The 23039-nt window shown below is 69.9% G+C and carries 21 protein-coding genes and 1 pseudogene; 6 read left to right on the top strand and 16 right to left on the bottom strand.

Features of this window, described 5'->3' with window-relative positions; genetic code table 11:
• Window positions 1-197: 197 nt before the first annotated feature.
• Window positions 198-245, bottom strand: a pseudogene (locus IEZ19_RS53430) (hypothetical protein); the annotation flags it as partial.
• Between IEZ19_RS53430 and IEZ19_RS12055 the strand changes: the two are divergent.
• Window positions 231-437 carry a nuclear transport factor 2 family protein gene (locus IEZ19_RS12055; RefSeq protein ID WP_189311133.1) on the top strand — a complete coding sequence of 69 codons (207 nt, stop codon included), beginning with the start codon at window positions 231-233 and terminating at the stop codon, window positions 435-437. The pseudogene IEZ19_RS53430 and the gene IEZ19_RS12055 overlap by 15 nt on opposite strands.
• Before the next feature lie 129 nt (window positions 438-566).
• Here IEZ19_RS12055 and IEZ19_RS12050 read toward each other — a convergent pair whose 3' ends face one another.
• Window positions 567-1766, bottom strand: a complete 1200-nt coding sequence (locus tag IEZ19_RS12050) for an SDR family NAD(P)-dependent oxidoreductase (protein WP_308428951.1) — start codon at window positions 1764-1766, stop codon at window positions 567-569.
• 185 nt (window positions 1767-1951) lie between these two features.
• Here IEZ19_RS12050 and IEZ19_RS12045 point away from each other — a divergent pair, with 185 nt between their 5' ends.
• Window positions 1952-2641, top strand: a complete 690-nt coding sequence (locus IEZ19_RS12045) for a TetR/AcrR family transcriptional regulator (protein WP_189311132.1) — start codon at window positions 1952-1954, stop codon at window positions 2639-2641.
• A 677-nt stretch (window positions 2642-3318) separates the two neighbouring features.
• Here IEZ19_RS12045 and IEZ19_RS12040 read toward each other — a convergent pair.
• From IEZ19_RS12040 to IEZ19_RS12015, 6 genes are all read right to left on the bottom strand, one after another.
• Window positions 3319-3876, bottom strand: a complete 558-nt coding sequence (locus tag IEZ19_RS12040) for a DUF4232 domain-containing protein (protein WP_189311131.1) — start codon at window positions 3874-3876, stop codon at window positions 3319-3321.
• Between the two features lie 95 nt (window positions 3877-3971).
• Window positions 3972-4754, bottom strand: a complete 783-nt coding sequence (locus IEZ19_RS12035; RefSeq protein ID WP_189311130.1) for a DUF4253 domain-containing protein — start codon at window positions 4752-4754, stop codon at window positions 3972-3974.
• A gap of 116 nt (window positions 4755-4870) precedes the next feature.
• Window positions 4871-5278: an Imm50 family immunity protein gene (locus IEZ19_RS12030; protein ID WP_189311129.1), complete on the bottom strand. Its 408-nt coding sequence runs from the start codon at window positions 5276-5278 to the stop codon at window positions 4871-4873.
• Window positions 5268-5765: an Imm50 family immunity protein gene (locus IEZ19_RS12025; protein ID WP_189311128.1), complete on the bottom strand. Its 498-nt coding sequence runs from the start codon at window positions 5763-5765 to the stop codon at window positions 5268-5270. Before IEZ19_RS12025 ends, IEZ19_RS12030 begins: the two co-directional genes overlap by 11 nt.
• A complete protein-coding gene (locus IEZ19_RS12020) occupies window positions 5755-10128 on the bottom strand; it encodes a DUF6531 domain-containing protein (RefSeq protein ID WP_189311127.1) in 4374 nt (1457 codons plus the stop codon). The genes IEZ19_RS12025 and IEZ19_RS12020 overlap by 11 nt, the downstream gene beginning before the upstream one ends.
• 5 nt (window positions 10129-10133) lie before the next feature.
• The gene (locus IEZ19_RS12015) at window positions 10134-10415 is read right to left on the bottom strand and encodes a hypothetical protein (RefSeq protein WP_189311126.1); all 282 of its coding nucleotides are present in this window, start codon (window positions 10413-10415) and stop codon (window positions 10134-10136) included.
• A 224-nt stretch (window positions 10416-10639) separates the two neighbouring features.
• On the opposite strand from IEZ19_RS12015, the gene IEZ19_RS12010 reads away from it, so the two are divergent.
• On the top strand, window positions 10640-11566 hold the full coding sequence (locus IEZ19_RS12010) for an oxidoreductase (protein WP_189311125.1): 927 nt from the start codon (window positions 10640-10642) through the stop codon (window positions 11564-11566).
• 10 nt (window positions 11567-11576) lie between these two features.
• Here IEZ19_RS12010 and IEZ19_RS12005 read toward each other — a convergent pair whose 3' ends face one another.
• The 5 genes from IEZ19_RS12005 to IEZ19_RS11985 form a co-directional block, all read right to left on the bottom strand.
• Window positions 11577-12353, bottom strand: a complete 777-nt coding sequence (locus tag IEZ19_RS12005) for an SDR family NAD(P)-dependent oxidoreductase (RefSeq protein WP_189311124.1) — start codon at window positions 12351-12353, stop codon at window positions 11577-11579.
• Window positions 12354-12425: 72 nt separating this feature from the next.
• Window positions 12426-13007, bottom strand: coding sequence for a TetR/AcrR family transcriptional regulator (locus IEZ19_RS12000; protein ID WP_189311123.1), 582 nt, complete (start codon window positions 13005-13007; stop codon window positions 12426-12428).
• Between the two features lie 29 nt (window positions 13008-13036).
• Window positions 13037-13405: a nitrite reductase small subunit NirD gene (gene nirD, locus IEZ19_RS11995; protein ID WP_189311122.1), complete on the bottom strand. Its 369-nt coding sequence runs from the start codon at window positions 13403-13405 to the stop codon at window positions 13037-13039.
• On the bottom strand, window positions 13402-16044 hold the full coding sequence (gene nirB, locus IEZ19_RS11990; protein WP_229840235.1) for a nitrite reductase large subunit NirB: 2643 nt from the start codon (window positions 16042-16044) through the stop codon (window positions 13402-13404). The genes nirD and nirB overlap by 4 nt, the downstream gene beginning before the upstream one ends.
• Window positions 16044-17258, bottom strand: coding sequence for an NAD(P)/FAD-dependent oxidoreductase (locus IEZ19_RS11985; protein ID WP_189311121.1), 1215 nt, complete (start codon window positions 17256-17258; stop codon window positions 16044-16046). The genes nirB and IEZ19_RS11985 overlap by 1 nt, the downstream gene beginning before the upstream one ends.
• Window positions 17259-17517: 259 nt before the next feature.
• On the opposite strand from IEZ19_RS11985, the gene IEZ19_RS11980 reads away from it, so the two are divergent.
• Genes IEZ19_RS11980 through IEZ19_RS11970 form a run of 3 tightly spaced genes read left to right on the top strand, consistent with a single transcriptional unit; the run spans window position 17518 to window position 19490 of the window.
• Window positions 17518-18021 (top strand): hypothetical protein, encoded by a 504-nt coding sequence (locus IEZ19_RS11980; protein WP_189311120.1) that lies wholly within the window; start codon window positions 17518-17520, stop codon window positions 18019-18021.
• Between the two features lie 10 nt (window positions 18022-18031).
• Window positions 18032-18664 (top strand): LuxR C-terminal-related transcriptional regulator, encoded by a 633-nt coding sequence (locus IEZ19_RS11975; protein WP_229840233.1) that lies wholly within the window; start codon window positions 18032-18034, stop codon window positions 18662-18664.
• A gap of 43 nt (window positions 18665-18707) precedes the next feature.
• Window positions 18708-19490: a sulfite exporter TauE/SafE family protein gene (locus IEZ19_RS11970; protein ID WP_189311119.1), complete on the top strand. Its 783-nt coding sequence runs from the start codon at window positions 18708-18710 to the stop codon at window positions 19488-19490.
• Between the two features lie 9 nt (window positions 19491-19499).
• Here the strand turns inward: IEZ19_RS11970 and IEZ19_RS11965 are convergent, their stop codons facing one another.
• The 3 genes from IEZ19_RS11965 to IEZ19_RS11955 form a co-directional block, all read right to left on the bottom strand.
• Window positions 19500-20117, bottom strand: a complete 618-nt coding sequence (locus tag IEZ19_RS11965) for a class F sortase (RefSeq protein WP_189311118.1) — start codon at window positions 20115-20117, stop codon at window positions 19500-19502.
• Window positions 20118-20233: 116 nt separating this feature from the next.
• Window positions 20234-20755, bottom strand: coding sequence for a GVDTG sorting domain-containing protein (locus IEZ19_RS11960; RefSeq protein WP_189311117.1), 522 nt, complete (start codon window positions 20753-20755; stop codon window positions 20234-20236).
• Between the two features lie 499 nt (window positions 20756-21254).
• Entirely contained in the window at window positions 21255-22898 is a 1644-nt protein-coding gene (locus tag IEZ19_RS11955) for a M4 family metallopeptidase (RefSeq protein WP_189311116.1), read from the bottom strand.
• Window positions 22899-23039 lie beyond the last annotated feature (141 nt).

Here is a 23039-nt window from a genome sequence, read left to right as displayed (position 1 = left end):
GGTGTTCTGGCGTGTGTCGGGGTTCGTGCAGGCCGCGGCGTGGCCGGCGGGCATGGCTGCGGCCTCATCACGCGGGTTGCGGCCTGGCGGGGTGCGCTGCGCGTGGGCGGCGCACCCCGCCAAGGCTGGACCTGGCTGGCGCCGCCGTCGACGTAGACTTCCGCGCCGGTCATGAAGCTGCTGCGGTCGGAGGCGAGGAACGCCACGATGCCGGCGGTCTCCGCGGGGTCGTGGAGGCGGTTCATCGGCACGGTCGCGATCACGCCCGCGCGCAGCTGCTGTTCGTCACCTACGCGAAGGAGTGGTTCGGCGTCGCCCCGACCTCCGAAACGATCGAGTACGCCGAGCACTCCTTCCACAAGGTCCGTGACGGACGCTTCTACGAGATGAACTACCTGATCGACGCCCAGGCCGTACAGCGACAACTCGGAATGTGACGCCCGGAACCGACCCTCGCCCCACCCGAAGTCACCGCACCTCCGAGAGCCCGGCCGCCGGCCGGGCTCTCGTCGAGTGCCGACTGTGTCGCGACTCGGATCTCGCCCGTGTCCCCGGAGGGGTACCGCCTACAGGCGCTCGCCGCCGGTGGCGTCGATGATTTGGCCCGTGATCCACCGGGCGTCGTGGGAAGCGAGAAGGGCGACGACGTCGCCGACGTCGGCGGGTCCGCCCATGCGGCGGAGCGCGCGCAGCCCGACGATGTTGGCGACGGCCTCGGAGTTGCCGCGCAACCAGCCGGCGTTCATGTCGGTGTCGGTGGTGCCGGGGCGGATGGCGTTGACGGTGATGCCGCGCGGGCCGAGGTGCTGGGCGAGCGGGCCCGTGAGAGCTTCGAGGGCCCCCTTGGACATGGTGTATCCGGCGATGCCGGCCATGGGGACGCGGGTGGCGCCTGAGGAGACGTTCACCACGCGTCCGCCGTCGGCCAGCCGCGGCAGGGCTTCCTTGATGATCAGGTACGGCGCGGTGGCGTTGACCTGCAGCAGGCGGTTGAAGTCCTCGGTGGAGGTCTCCTCGATGACGCCGTCGACGACGATCCCGGCGTTGTTCACCAGCACCCGCACGGGCACGTCGCGCAGCGCGCCCGCGGCCGCGTCGTAGGAAGCCCAGAAGGCGGTGCCGGTGTCGGGTTCGGCCAGGTCGGCGGCGAAGGAGAACGCCGCGCCGCCGGCCGCGGTGATCTTCTCGACGACGTCGGCCGCGGCGGCCGAGTCCTGGCGGTAGTGAACTGCGACGGTGTACCCGTCGGCGCCGAGACGGCTGGCGATGGCCGCCCCGATGCCGCGGCTGGCGCCGGTGACAACAGCGATGCCGTCGGACTTACGGGCGTCGAGCGCTTCGATGTCGCGCAGGTCGGTGTCAGACATGATGCCTTTCTTTCGCCCTGGATCGGGCAGTACTGGGTGCTGATGACGTGCGACGCTCCCGCGCTCTGGTCGCGGCGGCTGCCACGGTGGGGGAACCTCGACTCTCCGACTTATATTCCGGTTGGAATAGAAGTTGCAAATCGGCGATGTGGGTCGTGCTGCGCGCGACCGTGGGTGACCACCGGCAGCAGGTGCCGACACCGAGGTGGGACGGGCCGAACCCAAGTCCGGCGCTGCGTCGCCGTGCCCCTTCAGCTCCGCGATGACGTCGTCCCGCCTGGCCGACCGGCCGTCCTCGGTGAGCTCATCGTGAATGAACTCGGTCATTCGATCGAACTCATGTGCGTTGAGCGCCTGGATGTGACGCTCGAAGACTTCGCGTACTTCCTTCTCGGACATGCCGGCCTCTGTGTCGCCCCGAACCGCGGAGTGCGTGCACTCGGACGGATTGACCTGCGACGACGCCTTCCACGAACCTCCGCGGTGACTGCCGTCGTGGGTAGGAACCGAGAGTGCAATACTTCTATTCTGTTCGGTATAGAATTCAGTCTGGTCGCCGCTCGGGGCTGGAGTACGCTGCACACATGGCTGGTTCGCGGAGCGTCGTCATGGGTCGGCCTCGAGAATTCGATATCGACGAGGCGCTTGAGCGCGCCATGCAGGTGTTCTGGGAACGGGGATACGAGGGGGTCAGCCTCACCTGTCTGGCCAAGGCCATGGGCATCACGAAGCCAAGCCTGTATGCAGCCTTTGGCGACAAGAAGGAGCTGTTCCGCAAAGCTCTGGAGCGCTACACCGAGGGCCCGGCCGACTACGGGACGCGCGCCCTGGAGGAGCCGACCGCACGAGGCGTGGTCGAGGCGATTCTCCGCGGAGCGGTTCGGACCACGACGCGCCCCGGCGGCCCTGCGGGATGCCTGGGCGTGCAGGGCGCGCTGGCGTCGAGCGAAGTCGGGCGGCCCGCGCACGACATGCTGGTCGAGTGGCGGAACGCTTCGGCTCTACGCCTTGAGGAGCGTTTCCAGCGGGCCGTCGACGAGGACGATCTGCCGCGCGACGCCGACCCCCGACGGCTCGCCCGATATGTCATGTCGGTGTCGTTCGGCATCGCCGTCCAGGCCGCCAGCGGCCTCGGCCGCGACGAACTCCAGGACATCGCCGACGTGGCACTGGAGTGCTGGCTGCCAAATCGGGCGTGCGACGGACGCACACGGGGCGTTCCGGCTGGTACTACGCAGCTAGATCTGACCGATCTGGAGGCGCAGGCGCCGTGAGACACGGTGAGACGGCCGGCTCGGGGACGACGCTCGCCGCGCTCTCCCGCGGCCTGCCGCTCGTCCACGAACCGGGCGAGCTTGTGCATCTTCTCGATAGCGACCCTCGCCAGCCCGTCTACTCGGCAGGTAGCGGACCCTGGGCGAGGCTGGCTCGGCTTTCGGGTGGCCGACATGTCGATGGCCACGTGGGTGATGTTCTTGCGCCAGGTCAGCTCGGTGGTGGACAGCCAGGCCGGCACGTCGGCGGCGGTGCGGCCCTCGACCTGGCCGAGCAGCCCGCCGGGGCCCAGCGCACCGACGAAGCCGGTGTGCCAACGGTCACGCACCAGCTGCCACTTCCCGGTTTCGGCGTCCTGTTCCCACTTCGTGCAGCCCCGGCGGGTCTCGTCGATGCCCAGCACTCGCACCTCGGGCAGCGGCGCCCCGGTGACCTCGCGGGCCTGCACGGTGAAGGCGGCCGTCACCGTCGACCAGATGAGGCTTGGTCACGCTAAGCCGTCGATCACGCTGAACGTCTACACCCACCTGTGGGAGGCGGAGGACGACCGGACCGCCGACATGATGGAGGCCGCGCTGAGCGACGTGCCCTGTGAGGGGCGGCAGACCCCGAATCCCCTGTTCAGGGGGTTGGTCTTGCACCCTGTGCGGGGGTGCCGCCCCTTTCGCGCTGTTCCTCAGATGGCGCCCTGGGTGTTGACGGGCCCGACCTGGAAGAGACCGGAGCAGATCTTCCAGGGAGCCGGCACGAGGACCGCCTTGTACGAAGCCGGCGGATAGACCCTCAGATAGGCCCCGGTACGCAGACACGACCCACCGACCGGACCGTTCGCGGTACGGACCACCGCGGACGCGGAGTGCCCGGGCGTGAGCGTGACGGTGGAGTAGGCCCGGCCGGTGCGGGTGGCGGCCGGTCCGATCTGCTTGTGCGCGGTGTCCAGAACACTGACACCGGGGTAGCCGCGCAGGGCACAGCTGGTGGTGCTGGTGTTGGTGAAGGTCACGGGCCAGTAGAGGGAGCCTGCGGCGCCTTCCTTGCGGCCCATGGAGAGGTAGAGGTCGGTTGTGGAGCAGGTGCGGAGGGCGCTCGCCGCTTGTGCCGCGTGCGTCGCCGTCGCCTGGGACGTCGCCGCCGACGCCCCCCACGCGACCCCCGCGGTCGCGAGCCCCGCGAAAAGGGCGGTCAGAGAGGCGATGGTCCCCCGTCGGGAGAGGAGTTGAGAGGAGTGAAACATGGCGCATCCGCCTCCATCGGGCGAATGGGTGGATGTAGGTCACTGTGTTGGATGCACGCACAGCGCGAAAAGTTGTGCGGGAGGGGCGACAGGTCCTAGTCCCACCAGAACGACCAGTCGGTGCGCCCCACGAGCGCTGCCGCGTAGTCGGGGAACGGCGTGGGCGGGTCGTCCACGATGTTGTCCGCGGTCGACAGCACATGCTCCAGGGCCAGTATGTTCGCGTGTGCCGCCGCCACGGGCGGACGAGCCACCGAGACCCACAGTTCGCTGCCGTACAGGGCCACCACGCGCACGCCGTACCGGTCCTCCCAGCTCCGCAGCAGAGCGCACAACAAGGGCAGCGGGGCCTCGGCCGACCAGCCGAGCAGGGCCACCACGTCGCTGCCGCGCGAGGCGGGCACGAGGGTGAGCCGGCAGTCGTACAGCCCGAACCGGCCCGCACGGATGAGCGAGGCCAGTGTCCTCGACGAAGCCTCCTCGGGTGTGAGGCCGCCGGATGTGACCGGCATGGACGGCGCCAGGCCCGGCCACCGCTCATAGGGCGGGCCTGGGTCGTGCGGCCACGGTTCGATCCCCTCCGGCACGGGAGCCGGCGTCGGATCACTCCAGAACGGGAGCCTGCGGCGCCGGTACTCGGCGAAGTCCGCCGCGAGCACCTCCTCCAGGCGCACGGCGCCGATCCGGTCGAGATCAAACGACCTCCCCATGGCGCTCGGCCAGGACAGAACGGGGAACAGCCCGTTCGTCCTGTCCTCCAGCAGCCGGGGCCACAACTGCTCGATGTCCTCGGGAAATTCGTCCGAGACCCACACGGGCAGCGCACCATGCTTCACGAACCGGCCGGGAGGCAGCCCGGCGGGCAGCTGGAAGTCCATGGCCGGACGGTAGACGCCGCCTCTGACATCACCTGGGCCACCCGGCGCGGGAATGCCGCCGTCGGACCCGCACCGGTGGCCGCCGGTGGAATGCCGGCCATGAGATGGTCGCCCTCTCAGGGGCTGTCCGAGGCGAGGTAGGCGCGGAGGCGCCGCAGATGGGTCGCAGATGCCCGGAAGGTGATCCCGGAATGCTCTGAGCCCAGAACGACATCGCAGGTTCCGCCGTTGCCGACCGTCAGGTGAATCCGCCTGGCCTCGGCGGCCCCCCATCCCGTGACGCGAAGATCTGTCACATCTGTGCAGACGAGGTAGAACTCGAAGGCGTTGAATCCCTTGTCCTGCCATTCCGGGCGGGGATTCACAGGGAACTCGCGGGTGCCGAGTCCCAAGGTCACGGAGTTGTCCCGTTCGTCGATGTGGACGTAGAAGAGATTGCAGGCGTCCTGGGGCGGTGGGTTGGTTCCGTACAGTTCGCCCAAGTATTCAGGAGCGGCGAGAAGCCGTTGCCAGTCAGCGCCCATAGAACTTGCTCTCATCCGTTCCGGGAAGGGACTTGTAGAGTCGCGCGTCCAGCTTGCCGGCGAAGAGATGAAGACCGCCGTCCGCACCGTCCGGCTGCATCTTGAACGCGCTGACGTGACTGACTGTCGCAAGCTCGTAGCAGGTGAATTCCATTGATACCCCGCTGCCTCGGACGGTGACTCGCATACGTCGCTGCTCGCCCCACGGCTCCATCTCCACGTCACCCGACGTCGGTGGTGCCCAGTGTGTGAGGGAGATGTTTTCCACGTCCAGGAACTGGAGCTGGCACTGAACCGCATCCATACCCGCATCGGTCCATTCCGGAGGTGCTGATCGCGGGAAGGCCGGCAAGTCGACACGGAGCGTGACCGATGGCCCACTGGGGCTGAGATTGATCGATCTGACGTTTACGCCGGCCAACTCCGGGACCGTTCCGTACATCGCCTGAAGCATCTCCGGATTCACCAGGCGCCTTTCAACGGTCATAGTAATAGTGCTCCTCGCAGCCAGGAACCTGCCCGTTTCGCGTGTCCTCGAACGGTCTCACATGGACATGCGGTCCCTGATATCCAGGTTCGCCTGGTTTCTGATGACCGAACCAGTGGTCCTGGAAAACAATAAGGTCCTCGCCGTTGGGATGCTCGTAGACCTCCTCCGTGTAGTAGATCATCTCGCCGTTCTCGGCCTTGAGTTGCCTGCCCCCCTGCCATTCCGGTGTCGTGGCCTTGACCCAGTTGTTGACCTCGAGAGGTTCCGCTCCCTCCGGAATGCCGGCATCCCGCAGAGCCTGCGCCTTGGCTTCATCGAACGTTCGGCCGACCGGTTCGCCGCACCCAGGCGTGAGGCCGAGGGGGTCGATCCATGTGTGAGGGTTGTGCACGTAGGCGACTGGGTTCGGGGCAGGCGCCAGGCCGAGCGGATCGACGGTGAGATAGCGCGCCGTCTCCGGGTCGTATGTACGGAAGTAGTTGTAGTGGAGGCCTGTTTCACGGTCGTAGTACTGCCCTGGGAAGCGCAGGGGCGTATAAGCGGTCGCATCGGCATTCCACGTGGTGCTGCCCCAGAGCGTCGCCCGGGTGCGCCAGGCTATGTCGCCCGATTCGTCGACGAGTTCCGCCGGCGTGCCGACGAGGTCGGTGACGATGGCGAAAAAGCGTTGGTCGATCACGCTTTGTGGAGCGTGCGTGTCGATCAGACGCTCCGTCTGAGCCAGCGGACGCGTCCCGTCGTGGTCCCATGTGAGGACTATCGGGCTTGTTCGACCCTCAGCCGTGCTGACCTGTTCGCAAAGAGTGTGCCCGTCCCAAGTGAAGGTCGTCTCCTCGACGACACTTTCACCATCGGCTGCGAGACGTCGCTTCGCGACCCGGCGCCCCAAGGGGTCGTAGCGATAGAGCCAACGGGTGCCGTCCGGGGTGATGACGGACGTCAGCCGGTCCTCGGCGTCCCAGAAGAAGCGCCAGGTGTCCGGCTTCCGGGACAAGCGGATCTTCTGGCGCAGCACAATGCGGCCGACGGCGTCGTGCTCGTATCGGACGTCTCCGGCACGCGTGATCCGAGTGCCCTCGTACGTTCTCGCCCCCGTGGCTTCCTGTCCTGGGTGAGCCGCCGGCCAGTCGGCGAAGGTCTGATTGCCGATGTCGTCATAGGCGTAGGTCTCCGTCCACCGTGCGGCATGGACGGCGGTGACGCGGCCACCGGCGTCGACGTCGAAACGGCGGCTGCCGTTCAAGTGGTCGTCGACCTGGATCAGGGCACCATCGGCGCGGTACGTGAAGGCCCGATGCTGGATCATGTCTGGTCCTGAGCGGACGTCCTGTGTGGCGAGGCGCCCCACCTCGTCGAACGTCTGAGCCACCATGACGGTGTCACCGAAGCGTCGGGCGGTTTCCCGGCCCGCCGCGTCCCGGTCGAAGGTGATGGAGCGCCCCGCGGCGCCGACTTCAGCCACACGGCCGGCCTCGTCGTATCGCCAGGAACTGGTCGCTCCCGCGGGAGTGGTCCGCTGGACCCGTCTGCCGAGGGCGTCGTAAGCGTAGTGAAGCGTGCGGTCGTTCACCGTCTCCGACCGCCTCAAACCCCGCTCGTCGAGCTCCAACTCGACTGCGGCGTCAGGACCGACAGCATGGATCAGTCGACCGGACGGGGCGTATGCAAAAGTCGTGATCCGTCCTTCGACGTCCTTGCGAATCATCTGACCGAGCGTGTTTCGCGTGTAACTCACCGTCTGACCGAGCGCGTTGACCCGACGTACGAGCCGGCCCGCGGCATCAAGGGTGTAACTGCGCATGCGGCGGTCGAAATCGGTCTCTGCCACGAGGCGACCGGCGGCGTCGTACTCATACGTCCAGGAGCGGCCGATCGGGTCGATGACCTGTGTGAGGCGCAGCTCGGTGTCATGGACGAACACATGGCGCACACCGTCGGGGCCTGTACGCGCACCGACGAGGTCGAAGTGCGTGTACTCGAAAGAAGTGGTGCCGCCGACCGGGTCGGTGTGGCTGAGGCAGTTGCCTTCGCCGTCGTACGTCCACGTCTCGGACGCACCGTCCGGTGTGGTACGCCGCACAAGCAGGCCCTCGACTGTCCACTCCAGCCGGGTTGTCGCGCGCACCGCGTCAGTGATGGCAATCGCGCGCCCGAACGCATCCCGGTCGCAACGAGTGACCGAACCCGAAGAGTCCGAGATCTCCAACGGGAGACCGGCGGCGTCGCAGCGCATGCGGGTCACACAGCCGAGTGGATCAGTGACCGCCACAAGACGCCCGTACCTGTCGTAAGAACGACGTGTGGTGGCCCCCGAGGGATCGGTGACTGCCATTCGGTTGCCGCGGTCGTCGTACTCCTGCCGCCAGACTGCACCACCCGGAAGTGTCACCAGAACGGGCCGTCCGGACTGGTTGTATCGAGTGGTCGTTTCCTGCCCGTCGGCGCGCAGGATCGAAATGATGTGCCCGAGCTCGTCGTACCGGTACCGGGTGGTGCAGCCGAGCGGGTCCGTCACCGCGGTGAGCTGGTGCTTGTCGTCCCACTCCTGGGTCGTGACGTTGCCGAGCGGGTCGGTCTCCCGCACGAGGCGTAGATTCTCGTTGTGCTCGTAGACGCGGATGTGACCGAGGGAGTCGGTGACGCGGGTGGTGCGAGTGCCGGTGTCGTAGGTGAGGGTGGAGGCGAGGGCGTTGCCGGTGCCGCCGGTGGCTATGACGCGGCCCCGCTCGTCGTACCCGTACCAGTAGGTCGTGTCGTTACGGTCGGTCCACGAGGTGATACGGCCCTCGGTGTCGTAGGTGTACCGCATCGGCAGACCTGAGGAGTTGATCTCCTCCGTCAGGTGGCCACGCTCGTCGTAGGCGAAAGTGAGCAGGGTGGTGCCGGGCCGGTTCGGATGCGCGGGGTCGATCAGGCGCAGGCCCGTGATGCGGCAGCGCGCGTGGTCGTGGTCGATGGCGATCCGGTAGCCGCCGGAGTGGACCACCGCGCCGGGGACGTCGCCCTCGTCGTACTCGACGGTGATGCGATTGCCGTTACGGTCCTGGATGTGCTGCAGCGGCAGGTCCACGGCCGTGTCATCGGCTGCCGCGACAGGGCTGTGGAACACGTACGCCAGGCCGGAGTCGGGATCGTCGACGCGGACGGCGCCGTCGGTCCCGGTGTCCCAGGCGAGTGTGACGCGTGAGCCGGGAGTTTCCGGCCGGACGGATTCGCCGGTGTCCGCATCCGGTCGGGGGAAGCACAGACGGGCACCGTCGGCGGTCGCGTAGACGAATCCCTCGTCGTCGGCCTGGATGCGCTGGTCGAGGGTGGAGGCCCAGGACGGGCCGAACCAGCCGCCCCACCGGTACGAGGACACGTGCGTGCGCTCCAGGACCAGCGGGAGTACGCCCGGCAGGGTCACATCCGTGCGGGTCAAGGACATGTCGCCGGTGGCCACGTCGATCGGGTCCCGTACGAACTTCTTGACCATGTTGCGGATCGACGCCGGCAACTTGTCGAAGGCCGGGTTGAGCTTGAGGCGCTCGAAGGCCGCACAGTCCAGCCCCATGGCCTTGCTGAGTTTGGCCAGTGCGGCCGGGCCCAGTGCCTTCAGTCCCTTGCCGAGCGCCTTGCCCAGCACCCCGAACCCGACACCCATCAGCGCGCCCTCGGCCAGGATCCCGGCGAGTTTGTCAGGATCCTTGAACGCGGAGGGATCCTCCAGCATGGTCTGGAAGGCCGTGAATTCCAGCCCGCCCTTGGCCATCCTGGCCACCGCGGCGACCCCGCGGATCTCCTTGAGCGCCTTCAGCGCCCGCTCCACGCCCCGGATGACCTCCAGCACCCCCCGCACCACGGAGCCGAGTGCCGTGCCCTCCTCCTCGATCCGGCCGACCAGCGCGACCACCTTCAGGGCCCGCTCGCCGGCCATCAGGGTGGAGGCCACCTCGGAGGCGCCGGCGGTGAGCACGGACAGGGCCAGTCCCGCGATCTCGAACTCGACTATCTCCGCGAGGATCACGCCGATCTCGGAGAGGAGTTCGTGTGCCTTGTCCGCGAAGTCGTCCAGTGCCTTCGCGCCGTCGCGCAGGGCGTGCGCCATCTCGGTCGCACTCTTACGGGCGGCCCTGGACCGCTTGTGGAAGGCCTTGGCGGCCTTGCCCTCCCACTCCACGCCGGACAGGGCCCGTTCGGCGGCCGAGGACGCGTCCTCCAGGCCCTTCGCCAGATGCCGCCACTTCTTCGCGATCTCCCGCACCCCGTCCGGGTCCACCGCCGGATCCGAGATGCCCAGGAACTCCAGTCCGCTGGCGACCGAGTCGCCGAACATGTGGTTGAACTTGTTGATGTAGTGCAGTGGATTGAGGTCGACCACCGACCTCAGCCCTTCTTCGCCCGGGCCTCGGCCGCCAGCAGAATGTCCAGCAGATCGAAGGCGTCGGACACCTCACCGATCAGCTTCGCCTCCGCCTCCCACTCCTCCTCCAGCTGCGTGGTCAGTTTGGACAGGGTGGTCATGCCCTTCTCTATCTCGCCCTTCGCGCCCAGCAACGACCCCAACGCCCCAAGCGCCTTGAGATCGTGCTGTTGCTCCTTGAAGTCCGCCAGCGGCTTCGCCGTGTGATGCCCCACCGTCCGCAGTCCCGACGCCGCCTTGTGCATGGACGCGGCTTCTTTCCTCAGGTCCGACACGCGAACCCACCCCCGTATTCACGCATGTGCACATGTCAACCCCACGACACTAGAGAGAGCGGTTATGCGGGAGGTATGGGCGAGCTCAAGCCCGGGCAAAGATCGTCGATCGAGTGGCCGTCGCTCCAGGCCGAGAGGGACCCATGGGTGCCTAGGCTTGAGGCAGTGGAGTCGGCGGTGGAGGGAGTGGTGTCATGTCCGGCTGGACGGCCAGTGACATTCCCGACCTGAGCGGACGCGTCGCCGTCGTCACCGGGGCCAACAGTGGCATCGGATACGTCACCGCGCGGGAGTTGGCCCGGAAGGGGGCCCGGGTGGTGCTCGCCTGCCGGAGTGCGGTGCGGGGGAGTGCGGCTGCCGATCGGATCGTGGCCGAAGTGCCGGGTGCCGAAGCCGAGTTCGGGCGGGTGGATCTCGGGGATCTGGGGTCCGTGCGGGAGTTCGCCGACGGGTTCTCCTACGGGCGGCTCGATCTGCTCGTCAACAACGCCGGTGTGATGGCGCCGCCGTACGGGGTCACGGCCGACGGGTTCGAGACGCAGTTCGGGGTCAATCATCTGGGGCACTTCGCCCTCACCGGGCTCCTGCTGCCCGTCCTGCTCGCAGCGCCCGCCGCCCGCGTCGTGACCGTGTCCAGCATCATGCACGTCATCGCCAATATCGATCTCGGCGACTTCAACAGCGAGCTTCGGTATCGGCGTTGGGTCGCCTATGGGCGGTCCAAGAGCGCCAACCTGCTCTTCACGCATGAGCTGGCCCGGCGGCTCGCGGTGTCCGGCTCCGATGTCGTCGCGGCCGCCGCCCATCCCGGGTACGCCGCCACCAACCTCCAGACCGCCGGTCCGCGTGCGGAAGGGCGACGTGTCGCCGAGCAGTTCATGCGGGCCGGCAATCGTGTGTTCGCGCAGTCTGCCGAGGCGGGTGCCCTGCCTTCGCTGTACGCCGCCACCGAGCCCGGCGTGCGTCCCGACTCCTTCACCGGTCCGTCCATCGCTGGGTGGCGTGGCCGGCCCGCGTCCTCGTGGCGGGCGCCGTGGACGCTCGACGACCGGGCGGGGGAACGGCTTTGGGCGCAGTCCGAGGAGTCGACCGGGGTGACGTACGCCGCGCTCAAGGTGTGATCGCCGCCGGTCACAGCGAACCTCCGCTGTCCACCACCAAGTCCGTGCCGACGACCGTCGCCGCGTCGTCCGAGGCCAGGTACAGGACCGCCGCGGCCACCTCCTCCGTCGTCGAGATCCGGCCCAGCGGAAGCGTGGCCCTCACCCGTTCCGCGCGGTCGGTCTCCGTCTCGCCCGGGCGCAGGGACATGGGGGTGGCGGTGGCTCCGGGGCTGACCACGTTGATGCGGACGCCGTCGCGGATGTGGTCCAGGGCGGCGCCGCGGCTCAGCGCCGTCACGGCGGCCTTGGTCGCCGAGTAGGCGGCGGCCCCGGGGGACGTGGTGTGCGGTCCGAACGTGGAGGAGACGTTGACGATCGCGCCGCCCGTCGGCTGCCTGCGCATGCGGGCTGTCTCCGCCCTCAGGGCCAGGAAGACCCCCGTGACGTTGATGTCGAGCTGCGTGCGCCAGTCGGCCTCCGACAGGTCGGCCAGGGGGCGCCCGCCCCGGAAGACGCCCGCGTTGTTGACCGCCACGTCCAGCGAGCCGTACCGGTCCACCGCCGCCGCGACCAGCGCCTCGGCGTCGGCGGACCGCGAGACGTCCGTCGGCACCGCGAGCGCCTCGCCGCCCCGCTTCTCGATCAGCGCGACCGTCTCGTCCAGCGGCTCCGGACGTCGTCCGGCGACGACGACCTGGGCACCCTCGGCGGCGAACGCGAGCGCGATCGCCCGTCCGATGCCGGATCCGGCCCCCGTGACCAGGGCGGTACGGCCACGGAAACGCGTGGCGATTCGGGTGGTCATGATATCCCCCTTATTTGAACGATCGGTTCAGTATCCGGGCCCGAACAGAGTCGTGGACATCGGTGCACGGGGTCAGTCCAGCAGGGCCAGCACCTGTTCCGCCGCGTCCCGGACGCGGGTCGGGTCCGGTGACGCCTTGCCCACGACGCGCAGGCCCTGCATCACCACCAGCAGCATGCGGGCGAGCGTGCGCGGGTCGCGGTCCTCGGGCAGTTCGCCCTGCGCCTGCGCGCGCACCAGCGCCGAGTGGAGCAGGGTCTCCATGTAGTCCCAGCGCTGCTCCACCCGGCGGGCCGCCTCCGGGTCGTGCGGTGCCAGTTCCGTTGCGGTGTTGGTGACCAGGCAGCCGCACAGCCGCCGTTCCTCGGCCGCCTCGCCGGCGAATCTGCGGAGGACGCCTCGTACGGCGGGCAGTGCGGGGCCCGGTGCGGACAGTTCGCGCAGCAGCAGGGCGTCGCGGTTGTCGCAGTACCGGTCGAACGCCTTCAGGTACAGGTCGTGCTTGCTGCCGAAGGTCGCGTAGAGGCTGGCGCGGCCGATGCCCAGGTGCTCGACGAGGTCCGCCATCGACGTCGCCTCGTAGCCGCGCCGCCAGAACAGCTCCATGGCCGACTGCAGCGCGGCGTCGGGATCGAACTCCTTGGTCCTGGCCACGTGGTGCAGCCTAGGTATTTCTAGAACGATCAGTCAAGCAAAAGTTGTCCCGCGCTTCGGACCTCGTACGTCGCGATCCGTACCGTCTCGTCGTCCAGGCACTGCCCCGTCGCCAGGTCGAAGCGCTGCTTCAGCAGCGGCGAGGCGACGAACGGGCGGCCCTGGTGCGCGCCGGTCAGGCCGCGGGAGAGGACCGCCGCCCCCGTGAACGGGTCGCGGTTGTCGATGGCGTACAGCAGGCCCGCGCGGTCGCGGAACAGCGCCACCTGGCGCCCGTCGGGCAGCAGCGCCGCCACCCCGCGGCCCGGGAGCAGCGCGCACGGCGCACAGACCGTGAACCAGGCGTCCACCAGGCGCAGTCGGACCTTCAGGCCGGTCGTCTCGGGTGCCAGGGTCATCGCTGGGCGCTTCCTTCCATGGCGTCTTCCAGTACGTCTTCGAGAGTGTCTTCCCGGGTGTCCGCCGGCCGCCGGCCGATGGACAGCAGCGGCAGGTCGGGCTTGATCTGGTCGCGCTCGGGGACGAAGCCGACGAGCGGGTCCGGGGTGTCCGGCGCGTTCACGAAGGACACGAACCGGGCCAGCTTCTCCGGGTCGCCCACGGTCTGCGCCCACTCGTCGCGGTAGTTCGAGACGTGCGCCGCCATCAGCGCCTCCAGCTCCTCGCAGATGCCGAGGGAGTCCTCCACGACCACCTTCCGTACGTGGTCCAGGCCGCCCGGGATCCGCTCCAGCCAGACGCTGGTGCGCTCCAGGCGGTCCGCCGTGCGGATGTAGAACATCAGGAAACGGTCGATCAGACGGATCAGTTCGGCGTCCGACAGGTCCTGCGCCAGCAGGTCCGCGTGGCGCGGGGTGGCGCCGCCGTTGCCGCCGACGTACAGATTCCAGCCGTTCGCCGTCGCGATGACGCCGAAGTCCTTCGACTGGGCCTCGGCGCACTCGCGGGCGCAGCCGGAGACCGCGGACTTGAGCTTGTGCGGGGAGCGCAGGCCCCGGTAGCGCAGCTCCAGATCGATCGCCATGCGGACCGAGTCCTGGACGCCGTAGCGGCACCAGGTCTGCCCGACGCAGGACTTCACCGTGCGCAGCGACTTGCCGTACGCGTGCTCGGACTCGAAGCCCGCGTCCACCAACCGTGTCCAGATCAGCGGCAGTTGCTCCACCCGCGCGCCGAACATGTCGATGCGCTGGCCGCCGGTGATCTTCGTGTAGAGGCCGAAGTCACGGGCGATCTCACCGATCACGATCAGCTTCTCCGGGGCGATCTCACCGCCGGGGATACGGGGGACGACCGAATACGAGCCGTTCTTCTGGAGGTTGGCGAGGAAGTGGTCGTTGGTGTCCTGCAGCGCCGCCTGCTCGCCGTCCAGGACGTAGCCGTTCGCGCCGATCGTCGGGGCGAGCGAGGCGATGATCGAGGCGACCGCCGGCTTGCAGATCTCGCAGCCGTCGCCGCCCCGGGCGCCCTCGCGGCCGTAGCGGTCGAGGAGGTCCTGGTACGACGTGACGCGCAGCGCGAGGACGATCTCGTAGAGCTCCTCGCGCGTCCGGGAGAAGCACGCGCACAGGCCCTTGTCGACCTCGACGCCGCCCGCCTCCAGCTCGGCGGTGACCAGCTGACCCAGCACCTTGACGCAACTTCCGCAGCCCGTACCGGCCTTGGTGCACTTCTTCACCCCGGGCACGGTCGTGCAGGAGTGCTCGGTCACCGCCGCGCGGATCGTGCCCTTGGTGACGTTGTGGCAGGAGCAGATCACCGCGTCGTCCGGGAGGGCGGCGGGGCCGAGCTGGGCGGGGGCGCCCGCGCCCGGCGGGAGGACCAGCTGCTCCGGCGAGATCGGCGGGACCGAGCCGGTGAAGGCGCGCAGCGTGCCGTACGCCTCCGCGTCGCCGACCAGGACGCCGCCGAGCAGCGTGCCGTCCCGGCCGATGACCAGCTTCTTGTACAGGCCCGAACGGGAGTCGGAGTAGACCACGTCCAGGCAGTCGTCGGCCGCGCCGTGCGCGTCGCCGAAGGACGCCACGTCCACGCCGAGCAGCTTCAGCTTGGTGGAGAGGTCGGCACCGGTGAAGGAGGCCTCGTCGGCGGCGATCGTCGCGGCCGCCGTCGCCGCCTGCTCGTAGCCCGGCGCGACCAGGCCGTAGACCCGGCCGTCCGCCGCGAGCGCGCACTCGCCGATCGCGAACACGTGCGGGTCGGTCACCGTACGGCACTGCTCGTCGACGGCGATGCCACCGCGCTCGCCGACCTGCAGTCCGCAGTCCCGGGCCAGTTGGTCGCGGGGGCGGACACCGGCGCTGAACACCACCATGTCCGTGGCGAGTTCACTGCCGTCGGACAGTTTCATGCCGGTGACGGTGCCATCGGTCCCGGTGACGATCTCCTGCGTGCCCGTCCCGGTGTGCACGGTGAGGCCCATGTCCTCGATCGTGCGCAGCAGCGCCGCGCCGCCGCCGTCGTCGACCTGCACCGGCATCAGACGCGGCGCGAACTCCACGATGTGCGTGGCGAGTCCGAGCCCCTTGAGCGCACCCGCCGCCTCGAGCCCGAGCAGCCCGCCGCCGACCACCGCACCCGTCGTCACCTGCGACTTCGCGTACGCCTCGATGGCGAGCAGGTCCTCGATCGTGCGGTAGACGAAGCAGCCCTCGGCGTCCTTGCCCGGGACCGGCGGCACGAACGGGTAGGAGCCGGTGGCCAGGACGAGCGTGTCGTAGTCGACAGTCAGCCCGGAGCGGGCCGTCACCCGCCGCGCCGCCCGGTCGACGGTCTCGGCCGGATCGCCGATGTGCAGCTCGATGCCGTGCTCCTTGATGAACTTCTCGTCCGTCAGGGAGAGTTCCTCGGGTGTGCGGCCGGAGAAGTACGAGGTGAGCTGCACGCGGTCGTACGCCGGACGCGGCTCCTCGCACAGTACGACCACGCGGTGCGTGGCGGTCAGGCCGCGCTCGGCGAGGGCTTCGAGGAAGCGCTGGCCGACCATGCCGTGGCCGACGAGCACGATCGTGGGGGTGGCCCCCGGGGTGGCGGTCATCAGGAGCCTCCATCGTTGGTGAGCAGGTGGAGCAGGGGTCCGTCACCGGGGAGCGGCTCGGCTCCCTCCCAGGCGCGGGCCAGTGCGCCGACGGTGCCGAGTTCGCCGACGAGGACGCCGCCGACGAGCCGGTCCTCGCGGACGACGACCTTGCGGTAGGTGCCCCGGGTGGCGTCCGCGAGCTGGACGACGTCGTCGCCGGCGCGCGGCTCGGTCTCGCCGAACGCGGCCAGGTCGAAGGGGGAGCCCGGCCCGGTCAGCGTGAGCCGGGTCAGGGAGCGAGTGCCGGTGTAGCGCGGGCTGCCTCGCCGGGCGAGCAACTCGGCCAGGACGTCGGCCTGTTCGAGCGCCGGTGCCGCGAGTCCGTACACCGTGCCGTCGTGCTGGGCGCAGTCGCCGACGGCACGGATGTGCGGGTCGGAGGTGCGCAGTTCGTCGTCGACGAGGACGCCCTTGTGGACGGCGAGCCCCGCGTCCTCGGCGAGGCCGACGCGCGGATGCACCCCGCAGGCGACGATCACGAGATCGGTGTCCAGGGCGTAGCCGTCGGCCAGTTCGACGGAGCGGACCACGCCGCCGACACAGCGCACGTCCCGCACGCGGCACTCGGTGTGCACCTCGACGCCGAGGTCCGTCAGATGCCGCAGCACGAGCTTCGAGGCGCTCGGGTCGAGCTGGCGCTCCATGAGCCGCTCGGCCTGCTGGGCGAGGACGACCTGGGCACCGCGCACCGCGAGCGCCCTGGCCGCCGACACCCCGAGCAGCCCACCGCCGACGACCACCGCCCGCACACCCCGCCGGACCGCCTCGGACAGACCCAGGCAGTCGTCCATGGTGCGGAACGCGTGGACGCCCTCGGGCAGCCGGCGGTCGGGGGTGAACAGGCCGCGCAGGGCCGGCAGCACGGGGTTGGAGCCGGTGGCCAGCACCAGCGTGCCGTAGGGGATCTCGTTGCCGTCCGCGCACTCCAGGGCGCGCCGGGCGCGGTCGATGCGGGTGACCCGGGCGCGGACCAGCTCCGCCGGGGCGGGCAGCGCGATCACGTCGGGGGCGTAGCGTCCGGCCAGCACCTCGGCGAGCAGGACCCGGTTGTACGGGCGGTGCGCCTCCTCGCCGACGATCAGCGCGGGCGTGCCCAGCTCACCGAGCCGTCGGGCGATCCGTACGCCCGCGAGGCCGGCGCCGATCACCACCACACGCCTATTCGAGGTCATGTCCGGGAGCGTGCGGTGCCGGTGTTACCCGGTGGCATCGCATCTGTTTCCCGCGAGGAACACTGCCCTCAGCCGGGACGGGGCGGGGATGTGAGGGTTCGGGACGCGGGCCGGGCGAGGCTCTGCGGTGGGGTCGTGCCGGCCCCGGGGGTGGGGCCGGCCGAACCCCCGGGTTCCGTGCTGCCACCATCGTGTACGAGCGGCTCGGGCGGAAACCTGGGGGCGTAGGTTCTTCGCAGCTCACATCAGGGGGAAAGCCATGGACGGTGCTCGGGGCGTGCCGGTGCGCGACAGCATCCTCGGTCGGCTCGGGCGGATCGTGCGTGAGCCCTTCACAGCGGACACATGGCGCCGGGTCGCCTGTGCCGTGCTCGCCCTGCCGATGGGGGTGGCGTGCGTCCCCTTGGCGCTGCTCGGGGCGCCGACGGGGAGGTGGCAGCGGGCGCTGCTACGGCGGTTCCTCGGCGCGGAGCTGCCGCCGGGCGGGTCGCGCTCGGGCCTGGCCCACGCGCTGTCGGCCACGCCGCTGAACCTGGTGTGCGCCGCTGTCACCCTGTACGGCTGGTCGATCGTCCCCATGAACCTGGGCTGGCCCCTGCGGGCCGGGTCCGACCACTCGCACGCCTGGGGCGGCCCGACCTTCGCAGGGGCCTGGGCCTTCCACGCCGGTTTCGGGGGCATCGGGTTCCTGCTGCTCATGCCGTGGCTGGGGCGGGCCCTGGCCGCGCTGCAACTCCGTGTCGCGCGTTCGCTCCTCTCCTAGGTCGGCTCCCGTGAACCGCCTCCGCTCCCTCGCCGTCGGCACCTTCGGGCCGCGCGCCCTGGCCGCCGTCCTGTACGGGGTGCTGTCCTTCCCGCTCGCCCTGGCGGGCTTCGTGCTCACCGTGGTGGGGCTGGTGTGCTGCGGCTGCGCGTCACCGACGACGGACGCGGCGGCGCGGTCGTCGGCGCGGGCGGCGCTGCGGCTGCGCGCCGAGCACCCCCGCACCGGGGTGCTGCTGTTCTCGCAGTACGTCGAGACGACGTACGCCTCCCGGCTGCTCGGTGATCCCGCCGGGTTCGGCTACCTGCTGAAGGAACGGGTCGTCGACATCGGGGAGTTCGTCGGCGCGCTGGAGCGGGTCGCGGCGGGCGGCACCGCGCTCGACCCCGAGGTGGTCGCGCAGCTCTTCGGCGCGAGCCGCCGCGCCACCGCCCTGGACACGCTCCCGCCCCGCGAGCGCGAGGTGCTCGCGCTGATGGCCGAGGGCCGCACCAACCACGGCATCGCCACGGCGTTCACGGTCTCGGAGCGGGCGGTGGAGAAGCACATCGCCAACATCTTCACCAAGCTCGACCTACCGCCGTCCGAGACCGGGCACCGGCGGGTGCTGGCGGTGCTGCGGTATCTGGAGGCGACGGGCTGACCTGCGCGATTGGCCGACCTGGGGACCGGTTAGGGTCGCGATCATGCCCGACATACCGCTGACCGTGATCGCCCTGCTCTGCCTCGCCGCCCTCGCGGCAGGCTGGATCGACGCGGTGGTGGGTGGTGGCGGGCTTCTGCTGCTCCCTGTGCTGCTGCTCGGGCTCCCGGCGTCGACCCCGGCCGCGTACGCGCTCGGGACCAACAAGGCCGTCGCGATCGTCGGTACGTCGGGCGCCGCGGTGACGTACGCCCGCAAGGCACCCGTGGACGTGCGCACCGCCGTCCGCATCGGACTCGCCGCCCTCGCGGGCTCCTCCGCCGGGGCGTTCTTCGCGGCGGGGATGAGCACCGACGTGCTGAAGCCGGTGATCATGGTGGTACTGCTCGCCGTGGCGGCGTTCGTGATCCTGCGCCCGGCCTTCGGCTCCGCCCCGGCCGCCGGCCCCGCCACCCGCCGCCAGATCCTCTCCGCGATCGCCCTCGCGGGCCTGGGCATCGGCTTCTACGACGGTCTCATCGGCCCCGGCACCGGCACCTTCCTGGTCCTCGCGCTCACCGCCGTACTCCACCTCGACCTCGTCACCGCCTCCGCCACCGCCAAGATCGTCAACTGCTGCACCAACGCGGGAGCGCTCGCCATGTTCGCCTGGCAGGGCACGGTGCTGTGGCAACTGGCCGCGCTGATGGCCGTGTTCAACCTCGCCGGCGGCACGCTGGGTGCGCGCACGGCGCTGAAGAAGGGCAGCGGGTTCGTCCGGATCGTGCTGCTGACGGTGGTGTTCTCGCTGGTGGCGAACCTGGCGTACCAGCAGTGGCTGGCGTGAACGGACGGCTCAACGGCTGCCTGTCAGATGGGCGAAGACGACCACGTTGCCCTGATACCCGGTGCTCTTCGAGTACCCCCCGCCGCAGGTGATGACCCGCAGCTCCGGGCGTTTCGCGGCGCCGTAGACCTTCTCGTCGGGGAAGTTGTGCGCCTGGTAGACCTCGACGGCGTCCACGGTGAACACGGCGACACTGCCGTCGTCGCGGTCGAGTTCGATCGCGGCACCGCGCCTGAGGGCGCCGAGGTCGTAGAAGACGGCGGGGCCCTGCGTGTTGTCGACGTGGCCGGCGACGATCGCGGTGCCGGTGTCGCCGGGGGTGGTGCCGGCCTCGTACCAGCCGGCCAGGTTCTTGTCGTCGGCGGGCGGCACGTCGAGGCTGCCGGCTGACGTCAGGCCGAGGCCCATCAGCGGGGCGTTCACCCTGATCGAGGGGATGCGGATACGGGTGGGCGGGGACGGCGGCAGCGCGGGCGCCGAGAGTTTCTCCTCACCGGGATCCGGGCGGCTCTCGGCGGTGGCGGGCTGCGGCGGGGCGTGTGTCCCGGCGGTGCCCAGCAGCCACACCCCGGAGCTCAGGGCGACCACGGTGACGGCGGCTATCGCGGAGTCCCCGATCCTGTGCATGCGAACCTCCCGGACGTTCCGGAGTGTGACCCCTGCCCCCTCCGGGCCGCGAGGGGCGTCGGACCCGGAGGGGGCGGGACTTGCGGTACCGGCGGACGGACAGCGGAGGGTGTCCGTCAGATCCCGTCGCCTCTCGCCCGGCGATGCAGGAGCCAGGTACCGCCCGCGGCGGCGACGGCCAGAGCCGCCACGCCGGCCGCGGTCTGCACGGGGTCGGAGCCGAGTGCGCCGCCGACCCCCGTCTTCACGCTTCCGCGCGGTTGCGCGCCCCCGTGCGCCGGGGTCACCGTCACGATCAGATCACCGCTGACCTGCCGCTCGCCCACCGCGCACTTCGCGACGATCTCGTACGTCCCCGGCTGCGCGCTCGGCGGCACCTGGAACTGGCCGATCGCGTCGCCCTCGTGCGCGCTGGGGGCGAGCGTGAACTGCCCGGCGCCGACCGCGCTCGCGTCGCCCGTCGCCGATCCCTTGTCGCCGCACGCCTTGGTGTTGACCGAAACCTGACCGCCGGGGGCGGTGGTGGACGGGTACACCTCCAGGGTGCCGGTACCGCCGCCGTACGCGGGGGCGGTGGCGAGACCCGTCGCGGCGACGGCGAGCGTGGTACCGGTCAGCATGCGGGCGGTGCGTCGCATGGTGCTCCCTCGAGTGCCAGGTTCACGGCCCGCAACACCCCCATGTGCCGCCGAGTCGGTCGCGCCCCTGCCCTACCGAGGTAAAGCCCACAAAGCCGAGTGCGCCCCCCGAGAATCCGGAGGGGCTGCGACGAACGGGTGTCGAAGACAGGCGCCGCGCGGGCGGTTCGAGCGGCGTCAGGGCAGGTCAACGGCGCGCGAGGGGGTGTATCGGAAGAGCACACGAATGGCGCGACGGGAGCGAGTGAACGGGTGACATACCGCGCGGGCGCTCCTGTCGGTACGTCATGTGCCGGCAGGTCACCTGTCCGCACGGGCTCCGCGAGGCGGCGTCAGGAGTGGCCGCGTGCGGTCCGTGGCCGGCCGACGTACTACGAGGCCGGTGAGCAGTTCGCCGCCGCCGTCACCGCATCCCCCGCCGCGCGGCGGGGGATCGTACGCGGCACGGCCGCCCCGGTTCCCTGACCGAGGCGGCCGTCCAATACCTGTGCAGACGTGCTCAGTTCACGTTCACCGCGGTCCAGGCCGCCGCCACCGCGTTGTACTCCGCCGAACCGTTGCCGTAGAGGTCCTTCGCCGCGTTCAGTGTCGCCGTCCGGGCTCCCGCGTAGTTCGTCGAGGACGTCATGTAGACCGTCAGGGCGCGGTACCAGATCTTGCCGAGCTTGTCGCGGCCGATGCCGGTGACCGTGGCGCCGTTGTGCGTGGGGGAGTCGTAGCTGACGCCGTTGATGGTCTTCGGGCCACTGCCCTCCGCCAGCAGGTACGCGAAGTGGTTCGCGACGCCAGAGGAGTAGTGGACGTCCAGGTTGCCGACCGACGAGCTCCAGTAGTCCGCCGAGGAGCCGTCCTTCGACGGCTTGTCCATGAAGCGGAGCGCCGCCGCCCCGAAGCCCGAACGGACGATCTTCTCGCCGATGAGGTAGTCGCCGGGGTCGGAGGGGTTGTTGGCGTACCACTCCACGAGCGTGCCGAGGACGTCGGACGTGGCCTCGTTCAGGCCGCCGGACTCGCCCGAGTAGGTCAGGCCCGCCGTGGACGAGGTGACGCCGTGCGACATCTCGTGCCCGGCGACGTCCAGCGCCACCAGCGGCCCGAACGTCGTGCCGTCACCGTCGCCGTACGTCATGCAGAAACAGTTGTCGTCCCAGAACGCGTTGTTGTAGTTGTTGCCGTAGTGGACGCGGTTGTACGAGCCCTTGCCGTCGCCCGCGATGCCGGTGCGGCCGTGGACGTTCTTGTAGTAGTCCCACGTCTCGTTCGTGCCGTACTGCGCGTCCACCGCCGCGGAGGCGCGGTCGGAGGCCGTACCCGTGCCCCAGTGGTTGTCGGCGTCCGTGAACACGGTCGACGGGGCGCGGCTGAAGCAGATGCTCAGAATGCACAGGTCGGTCTTGTTCGCCGCGTCACCCGTGTACGTGTTGCCGCGCGTCGCGTCCTTGAGCTGGTACGTCGATCCCGACAGCGTCGTCTCCAGCGGCACCGTCCCGCCGTACAGCGACTTTCCGTCGCCGGTCGCCGTCTCGATGCTGTCCCAGGCGTCGATCTGCGCCCCGGTCCGCGCGTCGGTCAGCACCGTACGGGCGACCGGGTTGCCGAGCGAGTCCTGTGCCACCGCGTTGGTGCGCCAGGCCAGTTTCGGCGTGCCGTGCAGCGCGTCGACCACCAGCTGCGGCTTGGCGGACAGCTTCTTCAGCGTCTCGCCGAGGTTGACGGCGCGCAGCGCGTTCGCCGCGAGATCGGCCGCCTTCGGTGCCGACACCGCCGGGGTGACGGACGACAGGGATATTCGGTTCCTCGTCGCACGGTTCGCGCTGCGGTACGAGCCGTCGGGCGCCAGGTGGACCACGAAGTCGCCGCCCAGCACCGGGAGTTGCCGGTACGTACGGTCATAGCGGACGTGCTGCACGCCGTCCTTGTCGACGATGACGTCCCGCACGCTCGTGTCCTGCGTGGGCGTCAGACCCAGGTCCGCGGCCTGCGCCAGCAGCGCCGACGCGGCGTTCTCGATCGCGGTGGCCCGGCTCGGCCGGGCGTCGGCGTGTGCGGCGGGGGAGAGCGCGGCGGCCAGCAGGGTGGCGGTGGTGGCGGCGATGCCGGCCGTGGCGAGACGGGATCCTCGGATGTGCCGTGTCCGACTCATCGGTCTCCTTGGGAAGGCGCCTGACGGCGTGGGGGTGGGCGGGGGGATGGCGCAGACGTTGACTGAGATTTAAGAGGTCGCGGACATGTCATGTCCATAGCGCCTCCATGGAGACGTGTGTGGGGGTGAAGGGGGGAGAGA

Origin of the sequence: Streptomyces brasiliensis, from assembly GCF_014647875.1 — a bacterium.
Classification (GTDB): Bacteria; Actinomycetota; Actinomycetes; order Streptomycetales; family Streptomycetaceae; genus Streptomyces; species Streptomyces brasiliensis.
Note: the sequence above shows the minus strand (reverse complement) of the source record. Positions and strands in the feature narration are given on the sequence as shown.